This is a genomic window from Arthrobacter ginsengisoli, from assembly GCF_031456935.1.
Lineage (GTDB): Bacteria > Actinomycetota > Actinomycetes > Actinomycetales > Micrococcaceae > Arthrobacter > Arthrobacter ginsengisoli.
Window position 1 is genome coordinate 167,821 of record NZ_JAVDVQ010000009.1, and the last position, 12,573, is coordinate 180,393.

Annotated in this window: 13 protein-coding genes; 5 read left to right on the plus strand and 8 right to left on the minus strand. The window is 67.1% G+C overall.

The window, feature by feature from the left end:
- From J2X01_RS12510 to J2X01_RS12520, 3 genes are all read right to left on the minus strand, one after another.
- Positions 1-1,170, minus strand: a complete 1,170-nt coding sequence (locus J2X01_RS12510) for an acetate kinase (protein WP_310057598.1) — start codon at positions 1,168-1,170, stop codon at positions 1-3.
- A 152-nt stretch (positions 1,171-1,322) separates the two neighbouring features.
- A complete protein-coding gene (locus J2X01_RS12515; RefSeq protein ID WP_310057600.1) occupies positions 1,323-1,628 on the minus strand; it encodes a winged helix-turn-helix domain-containing protein in 306 nt (101 codons plus the stop codon).
- Positions 1,625-2,068, minus strand: a complete 444-nt coding sequence (locus tag J2X01_RS12520; RefSeq protein ID WP_310057603.1) for a hypothetical protein — start codon at positions 2,066-2,068, stop codon at positions 1,625-1,627. The genes J2X01_RS12515 and J2X01_RS12520 overlap by 4 nt, the downstream gene beginning before the upstream one ends.
- A gap of 173 nt (positions 2,069-2,241) precedes the next feature.
- Here J2X01_RS12520 and J2X01_RS12525 point away from each other — a divergent pair, with 173 nt between their 5' ends.
- The 3 genes from J2X01_RS12525 to J2X01_RS12535 all read left to right on the plus strand — a co-directional run bounded on the left by J2X01_RS12525 (position 2,242) and on the right by J2X01_RS12535 (position 4,664).
- Positions 2,242-2,484 carry a hypothetical protein gene (locus J2X01_RS12525; protein WP_310057606.1) on the plus strand — a complete coding sequence of 81 codons (243 nt, stop codon included), beginning with the start codon at positions 2,242-2,244 and terminating at the stop codon, positions 2,482-2,484.
- A 535-nt stretch (positions 2,485-3,019) separates the two neighbouring features.
- Positions 3,020-4,162 carry a globin domain-containing protein gene (locus tag J2X01_RS12530; RefSeq protein ID WP_310057609.1) on the plus strand — a complete coding sequence of 381 codons (1,143 nt, stop codon included), beginning with the start codon at positions 3,020-3,022 and terminating at the stop codon, positions 4,160-4,162.
- On the plus strand, positions 4,149-4,664 hold the full coding sequence (locus tag J2X01_RS12535) for a DivIVA domain-containing protein (protein ID WP_310057612.1): 516 nt from the start codon (positions 4,149-4,151) through the stop codon (positions 4,662-4,664). Before J2X01_RS12530 ends, J2X01_RS12535 begins: the two co-directional genes overlap by 14 nt.
- 9 nt (positions 4,665-4,673) lie before the next feature.
- On the opposite strand, the gene pta is transcribed toward J2X01_RS12535, so the two are convergent.
- Positions 4,674-6,818, minus strand: coding sequence for a phosphate acetyltransferase (pta, locus tag J2X01_RS12540; RefSeq protein ID WP_310057615.1), 2,145 nt, complete (start codon positions 6,816-6,818; stop codon positions 4,674-4,676).
- 294 nt (positions 6,819-7,112) lie between these two features.
- Here pta and bioB point away from each other — a divergent pair, with 294 nt between their 5' ends.
- Both bioB and bsaP read left to right on the plus strand, forming a co-directional pair.
- Positions 7,113-8,138, plus strand: a complete 1,026-nt coding sequence (gene bioB, locus J2X01_RS12545; protein WP_310057618.1) for a biotin synthase BioB — start codon at positions 7,113-7,115, stop codon at positions 8,136-8,138.
- Entirely contained in the window at positions 8,135-8,377 is a 243-nt protein-coding gene (gene bsaP / locus J2X01_RS12550) for a biotin synthase auxiliary protein BsaP (protein ID WP_310057621.1), read from the plus strand. The genes bioB and bsaP overlap by 4 nt, the downstream gene beginning before the upstream one ends.
- Before the next feature lie 66 nt (positions 8,378-8,443).
- On the opposite strand, the gene J2X01_RS12555 is transcribed toward bsaP, so the two are convergent.
- The 4 genes from J2X01_RS12555 to J2X01_RS12570 form a co-directional block, all read right to left on the minus strand.
- On the minus strand, positions 8,444-9,625 hold the full coding sequence (locus tag J2X01_RS12555) for an MFS transporter (protein WP_310057622.1): 1,182 nt from the start codon (positions 9,623-9,625) through the stop codon (positions 8,444-8,446).
- Positions 9,626-9,656: 31 nt separating this feature from the next.
- A complete protein-coding gene (locus J2X01_RS12560) occupies positions 9,657-10,088 on the minus strand; it encodes a PaaI family thioesterase (protein ID WP_310057624.1) in 432 nt (143 codons plus the stop codon).
- Between the two features lie 57 nt (positions 10,089-10,145).
- Positions 10,146-11,537: a class I adenylate-forming enzyme family protein gene (locus tag J2X01_RS12565; RefSeq protein WP_310057627.1), complete on the minus strand. Its 1,392-nt coding sequence runs from the start codon at positions 11,535-11,537 to the stop codon at positions 10,146-10,148.
- A 133-nt stretch (positions 11,538-11,670) separates the two neighbouring features.
- Positions 11,671-12,492 (minus strand): fumarylacetoacetate hydrolase family protein, encoded by an 822-nt coding sequence (locus tag J2X01_RS12570; RefSeq protein WP_310057630.1) that lies wholly within the window; start codon positions 12,490-12,492, stop codon positions 11,671-11,673.
- Between the last annotated feature and the right edge of the window lie 81 nt (positions 12,493-12,573).

Here is a 12,573-nt window from a genome sequence, read left to right on the forward strand (position 1 = left end):
TTACGGAGCAACGGATGAGTGGGTGACGGCGGCGGCCGTGGCCTCGGCGATGGCGCGCTCCTCGTCGGTGGGCACCACGAGCACCGGGATGGCCGAGGACGGCGTGGAGATCACGCGGGGCTCCTTGGACCGCTCCCGGTTCAGGCCGGCGTCGAGCTGCACGCCGAGGGCGCCCAGCCGATCCGCCACCAGGGTGCGGAACTGGTGCGAGTTCTCGCCGATCCCGGCGGTGAAAACCAGGGCCTTCGCCCCGCCGACGGCCACGTGGTAGCCGCCGATGTACTTGGCGAGCCGGTAGGACGCGACCGCGAGCGCCATGGCTGCCCGGGCGTCGCCGGCTTCCGCGGCCTCCACCACGGAGCGCATGTCGTTGTTGCCGGCCAGGCCCTTGAGCCCGGACTGGCGGTTCAGCATGGAGTCGAGGTCCTCCGGGGACCAGCCGGCCCGGCCGAGGAAGACCAGGATGGACGGGTCCAGGTCACCGGAGCGGGTGCCCATCACGAGGCCCTCCAGCGGGGTGAAGCCCATCGAGGTGTCCACGGACTGGCCGCCGCGGATCGCGGTGACCGAGGCCCCGTTGCCGAGGTGGGCGATGACGGCGTCGAACTCGTCCACCGGGACGTCCAGCAGCGCCGCGGCGCGGTGCGCGACGTATTCGTGCGAGGTGCCGTGGAAGCCGTAGCGGCGGATTCCGTGGTTGGTGTAGAGCTCGTCCGGGACCGCGTAGCGCCAGGCGTGCTCCGGCAGCGTGCGGTGGAAGGCAGTGTCGAAGACGGCCACCTGCGGCATGTCCGGCCACTTCTTCGCAATGGCGCGGATGCCCAGCACGTTGGCCGGGTTGTGCAGCGGTGCCAGCGGGTTGAGCCGCTCGATGGCGCGGGTGATCTCGTTGTCGATCAGCACCGGCTCGCCGAAGCGCTCGCCGCCGTGCACCACGCGGTGGCCGACGGCGTCGAGCACCCGGTCCCCCAGCGCCGCGTGGATCTCCGCGTCCACCTGTTCCAGCGCCTCGGCGTGGTCGCGCGGGCCCTCGGGCTGGCCGTCGCCCTCGCCGCCGGTGCCCATCCCGATCTTCTCGACCAGCCCCTCGGCGAGCACACTGCCGGCCTCGACGTCGCGGACCTGGAACTTCAGTGAGGACGAACCGGAGTTGATGACGAGGACGAGCACTGGGCCTCCTAAGCCTTGGTTGCGGTGTCGGTGGCGCAGCCGGGACCGCGCCGGAGCCTGGCGGAGCGCTCCACAGGACCCACTATAGGACCGCACGCTGGTCCCGGGCGGTGGCCGGCCGGGTGCGGTGCGGCTTGACCGGGCCGCGCGGGTTAGCCTCCCGCGATGTCCCGCAGGGTCTTCAAGTGATCCTCCCAGGCGGCCCGGCCCTCGACAGTGACACTGGCTGACGTGCGCGGCATCTTCCCCGCGAACCCCTTCCGGATTGTCAGGTAACCGGCCTGCTCCAGCACAGCCAGCTGTTTGCTGAGCACCGAGTCGCTGACCTGGATGGAGTCCCGCAAATCCTTGAAATCCAGCGATTCGGCGCCGGCCAGCGCCGCCATGATGGAAAAGCGGACCGGCGAATGGATGAGCTCGTTGAGCCGGTGGCGGGGATGTTCAGCGGCACTGCTCATGCGCGCAGTTCGCGGAAGGCGGCGGCGAGCCCGACCCCTGCCAGGACAACAGCAGCGGAAAGGTAGAACCACAGGTTGCCCTCGCGGAAGAAGGTGACTCCCACGCCGAGGGCCAGAACGTACAGCAGGAGATAGGCAAGCAGGGAGGTCAGGAACCGTTTGGTGAAGCCGGCTTTGGTGGACTTCTGGAACATCGGCCAGATACACGCGGTGGCACCTGCCCAGAGTCCGACGGCGGCGGCGAGCAGCGGGGCCCCGTAGCCGGTGTGGGAAACGATCTGCATGCCGACCATGAGCATCGAGCCCAGGATGGCAAGGCTGGTGAAGACCATTGCAACCGGCCACGCCGCCGCGCTGGTGGACGCAGCGCGGATCGATTGGGCCTGATCCAGGAGCTCCTGGGCCTGCGCCGGAGTGGGACTTGCCGTTGCCTCGTCCATGGGGTGGCCTTTCGGTAGGCGGCTGTGGCCGCCAGTCTAGGAAAGTACTTTCCAATTCGTCAAGTACTTTCTAGACTGGCGAATTCCCGAGGCAGGAGGGCACGGCCGTTGCGCAGGCCGCGGCGGGCATTTAGAGTCGGCGAACCAACTGGACAACGCACGGAGGGAATTCCATGACTGACACACAGCCAGAGAGCACCGAACCGGCCAGCGGGTCCGGTAGGCCGGATCCCACCGGCGTCGAAGGCGCGAACCCTGCCCTGGACGACACAGGGAAGCTCAAGGCCGCCGAGACCGGGGAAGCCCCCGAGGCTCCCGAGAATGTGGAGGACCTGGACCTGACGCCGGCCGGCCTGTCCGATGAGCCCGCCAAGCAGGAAGATCCCGACAGCCTGGCGAAGCCGGAAAACAGCTGACCAGGCATGGGCCGCCGCGGGAGAGGTCGTTGACGACCTTCCGCAGGCCCTGCAGCAGCGCCCCAAGCCCGTTGTCCTGAGCGGAGCGATCCTCGACGGGGTGCCGGTCGCCTCCCGTTTCGGCCCCCACTCCACCCATCCATTGCTCCGTAGGCGCCGTTTTGGGCCGCGAAAAGGGCAGCCACGGAGCAATGGATGAGTGGGTGACGACGGCGGGAACCCCGTCCCCCAGCGCCGCGTGGATCTCCGCGTCCACCTGTTCCAGGTCCGCGGGCCGAGTGTGGTTTTCGGGGCGGGCCGAACTATTGCGAAGCCCCGGCGGGAGCCGGGAACCGGGCCTGACCGCCCGTTTTTGGGTGCCTGGAGTCTGGCTCCCGGTCCGCAGCGTGGGCGCCAAAACCCGTTGGACCTCTGCCCAATCAATGGGGTAAGTTTGCCGGGGTGCTGGGGGGCCCGCTCCGCCCGAACCGGCGGAGGACGACCCCGACAGAAGGGCCTTTCGATGGATGCCGGCGCGCTGAAGAGGACTTGGTCCATGGCGGCCTCGCTCGGGGACGAAGTCCCCCTGTACTTCTACTCGCACTTATTCCTGTCCCACCCGGAGCTGCGCGAAATGTTCCCGGTCTCGATGGCCGGCCAGCGGGACAAACTCTTCGCCGCCCTCGGGCACATTGTGAGCCACGCGGATCAGATTGACGAGGTGGCCGGGTTCATCGGCCAGCTCGGCCGCGATCATCGCCGCTTCTCCGTAACGCCGGAGCAGTACTCGATGGTGGGGACTTCCTTCCTGGCGACGCTGCAGAAGTATCTCGGTCCGGAATGGACCGACGAGGTGGCGCAGTCGTGGGCCGAGGCGTACGGACTGATCGCCAAGGTCATGGTTATGGCCGCCGAGGAAGCCTCGGATACTACTCCGCCGTGGTGGGAAGGCGAGGTCACAGCCGTCGAGCGCCGCAGCTTGGATGTCACGGTCTTGGAGGTCCGCGTCGCGGACGGCTTCACCTACTCGCCCGGCCAGTCTGCCTCGGTGGAGGTTCCCGCACTCCCGCGGACCTGGCGCTACCTGAGTCCTGCCAACGCCCCCCGCGCCGACGGCACAATCGAACTGCACGTCCAGCTGATCCCCGGCGGCCTCTTCAGCACCGCCGCCGTCCGCCGGACCAACGTGGGCGACACGGTGCGCATCGGCGCCCCTGTAGGGGACCAGCTCGCCCTCGAGGGTTCGCGGGACCTGCTCATGGTTGCCGGCGGGACCGGACTCGCCCCCATGGCCGCGATCGTCGACGCCGTGCGGCAGCAATGGAGCGCGCACGGCAGCGGGCCGCGGGTGGACCTCTTCCACGGGGCACGGGTCCCGTGGAACCTCTACGACCAGCAGCGGCTCGCCGAGCTCGCCTCGAGGGAGCCGTGGTTCAGCTACCACCCGGTCGTCTCCGACGACGCGACCTTCCCGGGCGCCCAGGGCTACGTGGGCACCGTGGCAGCGGCACACCCCGAGGCACCCCGCCGTCTGGCCCTCGTGGCCGGATCGACGGCGATGGTGGGTCACACCATCAGCGAACTCGTCGCGGCGGGCACGCCGCGCGCCGATATACGGTACGAAGACTACGCAGGCGTCGAGGACAACTCCTCGGCCACCGGCGCAGACCAGGGAGAGGTATACCATGAGCACCGCTAGCCCAGAAGGCCGCATCAGCCCTTCCGACGTCCGCAACGCCTCGTTCGAGGTGGTGGGACGCGGGTACGACCAACAGGCCGTCCACGAATTCCTTCGGGCTATTGCCGAGCAACTTGAGGCGGACCAGCACCAGCCGCACGCGGCAAGCCCCGCCGCCAAGGACGAGATGGTCAAGGTCATCACGCAGGCGCAGATCCTCGCGGAGAAGTTCGTGTCCGAGGCCGAGCAGTACTCGAAAGACCTCGTAGCCAGCGCCCGCACCCAGTACGGCGAGATCCTGCGCCGCGCCGAGGAATCCGTGAGCACGCGCCAGGCCGTTCCGGTGCAGGCAGCCACGGCGGCTGGCTACACCGACCCCATTCAGGAGATCGAGTATGTCCGTACCTACACCAAGGTGGCCCAAGTCCAGCTGCGCGCCGTGATCGACGCCCTGGCCGAGCAGGTGGACCGGCTCGGCGACCTCCCCGTGGCCCGCACGGACCGCCGCGACGGCAACGGCTAGCACCAGGCCTTAGGTCCTGGCCTCGGCGCGCTTCGCTTCCACGGGCAGCGCGTCGGAGGGCGCCTCAGCTGATGCGCCGTCGTTCACGGACTGTGCCTGGATGGCAGTGATGGCCACTGTGTTGACGATGTCCTCCACGGTGCAGCCGCGGGAAAGATCGTTGACGGGTTTCCGCAGGCCCTGCAGCACGGGCCCGACGGCGACCGCACCGGAGGACTGCTGGACCGCCTTGTAGGTGTTGTTGCCGGTGTTGAGGTCCGGGAAGATGAAGACGGTCGCCTGCCCCGCCACGGTTGACCCCGGCATCTTGGACTCGGCGATCGCGGCGTCGACGGCGGCGTCGTACTGGATGGGCCCTTCCACGGCAAGGTCCGGGCGGCGTGCCCGCACGAGTTCCGTGGCCTGGCGGACCGCGTCCACGGCCTCCCCGGCGCCCGAGCCGCCGGTGGAGTAGGAGAGCATGGCCACCCGCGGCTCCACGCCGAACTGGGCCGCGGTTTCCGCCGAGGCCAGCGCGATGTCCGCGAGCTGCTCCACGTTGGGCTCCGGATTCACGGCGCAGTCGCCGTAGACCAGCACCCGGTCCGGCATCAGCATTAGGAACACCGAGGAGACGATCTTGACGCCGGCGCGGGTCTTGACGAACTCCAGCGCCGGCCGGATGGTGTGCGCCGTGGTGTGCGCGGCACCGGAGACCATCCCGTCCACGACGCCGAGCTGGACCATCATGGTGCCGAAGTAGCTGCCATCCAACATCACTTCCAGCGCCCTGGCGAGGTCCACGCCCTTGTGCGCCCGGAGCTCCGCGTACCTTTCCGCAAACTGCTGCCGCAGCTCCGACGTGGCGGGATCGATGATGTTGATGCCGGAGAGGTCGATGCCCTGGGTGGAGGCGAGCTCACGGACGTCGGACTCGCGGCCCAGCACGGTCAGGTCGCAGACGTCGCGGCGGCGCAGGATTTCGGCGGCCCGCAGGATGCGGACATCCGTGCCCTCCGGGAGCACGATGCGTCGGCGCTGCAGCCGGGCGCGTTCGATCAGGTCGTGCAGGAAGCGCAGCGGCGTCATCCGCTCCAGCCGCGGCAGGTGCAGCCGCTCCAGCAGCTCCGCCTCGTCCACGCGGCGGGCCCACAGCCCCAGCGCGGAGGCCACCTTGCGGCGGTGCCCGGACCAGATCTCGCTGCGCACCTCGGAGACGCGCTTGGCGGTGATGTAGGTGTCGTCGGGGGCCGCGAAAATCGGGAACGGGGCCTGCGCCAGCAGCGAGTAGATGGTGGGGTCCGGGGCCAGGCCGCCAGTGAGGATCAGTGCGGACGGCACCGGGAATTCCGGCGAGAACGAGGACGCCAGGCAGGCGACGAGCACGTCGGCGCGGTCACCGGGCACGATCACCAGCGCGCCGTCGTCGAGCACGTGCAGGAAGTTGGCCACACTCATGGCCGCCACCTTCACCGAGCGCACGTCGCGCTCCGGGTCGGCGAGGCCAGCCACCTGGCCCAGCCCCATGGCGGAGGCCACCTCGCCGGTGGTGGGCCGGGCGATGTCGTCCAGCTCGGGCAGGACATACACGGGCCTGCCGGAGGCGCCCGGGCGGACCTCGGCGGCGATGGCCTCGACGTCCTCCGGATCGGCACGGTTGACCATGATGGCCAGCAGCGTGCAGCGCTCGGCGACGAGTTCCTTGCGCGCGACCTCGACGGCGGCGACGGCCTCCGCGACGGTGCGGCCCTTCGCGCCGACGACGGCGACGACCGCGGCGGCGAGGTTGTTCGCCAGCCGGGCGTTGAGGTCGAACTCGACGGCGGCGTCCTGGCCGGTCAGGTCCGTGCCCTCCACGATCACCACGTCACAGTGCCGGGCCATCTCGGCGAAGATCTCCACGCAGCGGGAATCGATCTCCTCGCGCTTGCCCTCGGCGAGCAGGCTGCGGACCTCGGCGAAGGTCAGCCCGCCGCGGCAGCGTTCGTCGTCGAGGTTGAAGCGGGCCTTCATCAGCGCCACCATCGGGTCCGAGGCGGCGTCGTGGCCGTTGACCACCGGTTTGAAGAACCCGATCCGGTCCGCATGCCGGTGCAGGGTGTCCGCCAGGCCCAGGGCTATAAGCGACTTCCCGGAGCCCGGGGTGGTCGCGCTGACGTAGATTCCTTTGGCCATCGTTCGCCCTTTGCTGTGAAGTGCAGGTCCTCCTATCCTGTCACCTCCCGCGGCCGCCCGGGCAAAGCAGCCGCGGGTCACACCGGCCGCAGTTTACAGCGAACTGTTTCGGACTCCATCCCGGTTCTGCTGATAGTCGCCCTGGTTTCCACGGGAGCGGTGATGGGTCCGTGCCCAGATCCACTCCCAGCTAACGTTCGGCCCAATTCCTTGTGGAGATCCGACAAAATCTGACACTTGAGAGGAAACTAGCGTCTGTTTGTAGGCATCTTCGCAGCGAGAAAAGGACGATCAATGACGATTCAAACAGACCCTCCTGTCACGGGCTACGCCATCCTCGAGACGGCCCGAAAACAGGTTCTTGAGGAGGGCGTGGGGCTGACCGAAAGCCAGCTGCTCGACGTTCTCACTCTTCCCGACGAGGCCGTTCCGGCCGCGCTGCAGCTGGCCCACGAGGTGCGGCTGCGGCACTGCGGCGAGGACGTCGAGGTGGAAGGAATCATCTCGATCAAGACCGGCGGCTGCCCCGAGGACTGCCATTTCTGCAGCCAGTCAGGGCTGTTCGATTCCCCTGTCCGCGGGGTGTGGCTGGACATCCCGGAACTGGTCAAAGCTGCCAAGGAGACGGCCGCCACCGGCGCCACCGAGTTCTGCATCGTCGCCGCGGTCCGGGGCCCGGACATCAAGCTGATGAACCAGATCAAATTCGCGATCGACCGCATCAACGAAGAAGTGGACATCAACATCGCCTGTTCCCTGGGCATGCTCACCCAGCGCCAGGTCGACCAGCTGGCGGAGTGGGGCGTGCACCGCTACAACCACAACCTGGAAACGGCGCGCAGCTACTTCCCCGAGGTGGTGACCACGCACAGCTACGAGGAGCGCCTGGAGACCTGCAGCATGGTCAAGGCCGCCGGCATGGAGCTGTGCTGCGGTGCGCTGATCGGCATGGGCGAATCCCTCGAGCAGCGCGCCGAACTCGCCGCGCAGCTCGCAGCCCTGGAGCCGCACGAGGTTCCGCTGAACTTCCTGAACCCGCGGCCGGGCACCCCGCTGGAAAACCAGGGGATCATGGACGGCAAGGACGCCCTCCGCGCCATCGCCGCCTTCCGCCTCGCCATGCCCAGGACAGTGCTGCGCTACGCCGGCGGACGGGAACTGACCCTCGGCGACCTCGGCACCCGGGACGGCCTGCTCGGCGGCATCAACGCCGTCATCGTCGGGAACTACCTCACCACCCTGGGCCGGCCCGCCAACGCGGACCTGAACCTGCTCGTGGAGCTGAACATGCCCATCAAGGAATTCCAGAAGACGCTGTGACCCGGACCAGGAACGGCGGGGGTCCGGCAACATCGACGAACGGCCCGTTCTGCGGGCACTGCGGCGGCGAGTCCGACGGCGGCGGGCTGCCGCCGTCGGACCCCCACCTTCACTGCGACCAGCAGCTGGCGCTGGAACCGCCGCGCTACTGCGGCCAGTGCCGGCGTCGAATGAAGGTCCAAGTCACGCCGCTGGGCTGGACGGCCCAGTGTTCCCGGCACGGGGTGCTTGTCCCGTGAGGCAGGGCCCGGTTCCGGGAAACCTGAACCACATTTGCCAGGACGCATGGACGGCTCGCCCAGGCCTTAGTCTTGCCGGCGTTTCCAGGCTAGGTGCCCCGCCGTGGCGGCCGCCGTCAGGATGATGCTCAAGGCCAAACTGAGGGCAAAGATGGTCCCGTATTGGCCGTCTTCGGCGAGTCCGGATGTGCAGTAGGTGGCCAGCGAAGCGCCCAAAAACAGTGCGCAGGCAAATAGAGACACGGTGGTGGCTCGCGCTTGCGGGGCGACGTCGGTGGCCCAGCCCTGCATGGATGAGTGAAGCACGGCGTTCGACAGGCCAATCAGCACCGCCGTCGCGGTCAGGGCCGCGGGTGCCTGCCACAGGGATGAAGTTGCGAAGGCGGTAACCAGGACCGCTCCCCCGATGGCTATGAGCCGGGTGCGGGTGAAGCGGTGAACTAAATACCGCATCAGCCGGGCGCCGGCGATAACGCCCAGACCATAGCCTGCAGCGAGGGCCCCGGCCAAGGAAATCCTCGTTCCGGCATGCTGCAGCGCCGGGACGATATACGTCAACGCCCCCATCAGAACCGCGCCCTCCAGCACAGCGAGCCCGTAAACGCCGAGGGGGGCGCCGGCAAATGCCCGGTGAACCTCCACGGAGGCGGTCCGGGAGGGATCAGGGCCGATCCGACGCAGGCCCACCAGCAAGGCCAGACAGCCGAGCGCGGGTAATGCGAATACCAAACGCCAATCCGCCAGCACGGCCAACGTTCCGGCTGCAAGGGTCGCGATCGTTGTTCCCAGCGAGGAGTAGATCTGCAGATCGGACAGGCCTTTGGCCCGCGAGATCCCGGTCCGTGTGTCACCAAGGAGCGTCAACAGGGTTGGATACAGTGCACCAACCATCAGCCCGGTGAACGCCCTGGCCAGGAGCAGGGGGATGTATGCGCTGAATAATGTGCTGGCTAACGCGCCTAGCAACGCTCCAACAAGGGCCGTCCGCAACACGGTGATCCGTCCGAACCGGTCGCTAATGAGCCCCCATACCGGCTGTCCGACGGCGTAGAGCAGGGCGTACCCGGCCACGAGTTCGACGGCCTGGCCAAGGGATAAGTCGGTCAGCTCGGCGAGCACGAGCAGCATCGGCGGGGTCGCGAAGCGGTCGAAGAACGATAGGAAGCCCACCGACCGCAAAATGGGGTCGGGGACCTCGTCCCAGAGCTTGCCGGATCGTCGAGTGGTTTCGGGCGCGTGGTCCAGCATCTGCGTACCTGCTCCTCGTCGTGGAGAAGTCCTACTTCCTCTTGTCCATCAACAGGTTGGTGATGCGCATCGTGCACAGCCGCTGGCCCGACTCGTTGGCGATGAGCACCTCGTGAGTGGTGAGTGTCCCGCCCAGGTGGATGGGTGTGGCAGTGATGGTGATCTGCCCCTGGCGGGCTGAGCGATGGTGCGTGGCCGAAACGTCGATGCCCACGGCAGTCTTGCCCAAGGTGCTGGCGTGTATCACGGCCGCCCAGGATCCCACGGCTTCGCCTACCGCGAGGGACGCGCCGCCGTGCAACAGGCCGAACGACTGCCTGTTCCCCTCGACCGGCATGGTGGCCACCACGCGCTGCACAGACTCCTCCGTTATCTTCACACCCATCTTTTCATCCAGCTCACCGAGCGTGATCTTCCAGAGCGAGATATCGGTGGCGGGACTGTCCTCGAACGGGGTGGTCATGTGCTCTCCTTTGAAGATTGAAGTTTTGGTGTTCAGGGGGCGACAGGATTTCCATGTCTAGAGCAGGCGATCGAGTCGTGCATCGTTGTTGTCGATCCACTCCCGAAATATCCGGCGGTCAACTTTTCCTCTGTCCGTCAGAGGCAGATCACGGAGTAAGTAATACTGCAGGGGTCTTTTGTCCCTGCTTAGGAGTGCCTCCAGCCCTGAGGCGAGGGCGGTTGCGGTGAGTCCCCCGCAGGAAGGAATGATTCCGGCCACCACACGGTGACCGCGCAGGTCATCGGGCATACCAACTGCTACGGCAGTTTCGACGCCGGGGACCGAAGTCAGGGCGAGCTCGATTTCGTGCGGGTAGACGTTTTTGCCTGCAGTATTGATCATGTCCGAGCTCCGCCCGAGTATGTGCAAGTCGCCGTCGTGGAGGTATCCCTGATCTCCGACCGTGAAGTGGCCGTCCAGGCAACGTAGGGCCTTCCCGTCATCGCCCCAAAGGTACCCCTGACACACCATGGGGCTCTTGACGCTGATGTTGCCCGGAGTGCCGTCGGGCAGGGACCGCCCGTGGTCGTCGATTATCTGTACTTCTACGCCGGGGAAAGGCCGGCCGATAACGGTGCCGGCGGCATCCAGCGGTTCCGCCGCGGCGAAGCCACGCCCGGACACGAAGCTGAGTTCCCCGGCGCCGTAATACTCGAAGATGGTGGCGTTCGGTGCCCAGCGCCTGGCTGCTTCCAAGGTTCGGGCGTCCAGCTTGGACCCGGCGCAGATGATGGTCCTGACGGAGGAGGCATCTACTGATCCCATGAGTCCCCGTTCGCTGAGGAGGCGGAGCATCGTTGGAACGAGCACCAACCTCGTGATCCCCTCATGGATGATCACCGCGTGCGCATCTCCGACATCGAAACTACGCAGGCTATGGAATTCAGTGCCGGCATAGAGGCATTCGGAGAGTGCGTAAAGGTTCAGGCTCGCGGAGAGCGGCCCCGGTGCAAGCGTCTTGTCATCCGGGCGCATGCCGAAAAACTCGATGGACGCTTCGAAAGAGGCCTGCCAGGACCGGCGGGAGCGCGTGAAGGCCTTTGGTGTCGACGTCGTGCCCGCGGTAAAGCCGATGAGGAAGGTCGAGTCGGGGTCGCCGTCTTCCAGCGCAGTTCCGGCGCCACGGGACGGCGGGGGGAGCCGCCGGGCGATCTCTTCCCTGGCTTGCGGCGTCCAGGCGGGATCCACTACAGCGATCCGGCGCCCTCCGGCTATTCCGGCGCAGTAAAGCGCAGCAAACTCGGCCGTGTTGGGTTCGGACAAGATGTAGGTTTCCGGAGTCGAGGACACGAGCTCCTCGGCTGCTCCGCGAAGCTCGGACCAGCTGAATCCGCGGCCGCCGACGGCGATGGCTGTATCGGCTGGACGGAGATCCGCCCACATCTGGATTCTGTTCAGGAATGGCAAGGGTTCACGTTCTCGCTGGAGGGACCCTCATCGAGATCGACCGAGGTATCCGCCACCTGGACAGCGATCCCGCCACGTATGGCAATCAAAATCTTTGAAAACATAACTATCCTTCAAGGTGAGGGCGCCGAAGTCAGCCCAGGATGCAGGCGTTGCGGCATTCGCCGATGCCGGCGATTGAGGTGGTGACAACGCTGCCGTCGGACAGGAATTCCTTGGGATTCAGACCGTCGCCCACTCCCCCGGGGGTCCCGGTGAGGATCACGTCGCCGGGATTGAGCGTGGTGACCGCTGAGATGTAGCGGACAAGTTCCACCGGGCCGAACACCAGGTCCGCGGTATCCGCCTTCTGCTTGGTGACGCCGTCGACGGTGCAGGAAATCTCCAGCCCCGGCGCGCTGCCTGACTCGTCCGCCGTCAGCAGGAACGGGCCAAGCGGTGTGGTTGCGTCGAAGGTCTTGCCCTGCAGCCATTCGGTTGTCCGGCGCTGGAAGTCGCGTGCAGAAATGTCGTTCGCCACCGTGAACCCCGCGATCGCGGCCGCAGCTTCGCCTTCCGTGGCGCGCGATACCCGGCTTCCGATCACGACGGCGAGCTCGGCCTCCCAGTCCACAGCCTCTGAACCCGGGGGCAGGACAATGGCATCGTTGGCCCCGATCAGCGCGTCCGAGAACTTCGCGAAAAGGGTGGGGTGAAGCGGCAGTTCACGGCCCATTTCCAGGATGTGTTCGCGGTAATTCAGGCCGACACAGACGATTTTCCCCGGCGCGGTGACCAGCGGCGCGAAATCCGCCTCTTCCAGCGGGAGTCGCGCGCCGCCGTCGGGCCGACTGACGTCCGGGGAACCGGCTCGAAGCCATTCCCCGACGTCGGCAAAGGGCAGGAGCGCCAGGGCGCCGTCAACTTCGACGGCGGCTGAGGTGCCGCCGTCAATGCGTACCGTTGCGAGTTTCATGCGCCCCATCCGAGGTTTGTTTTGAGTTGTGATTTCACGAGTTTCCCGGCGGCGGAGCGGGGTAGTTGGTCGGCGCCGAGG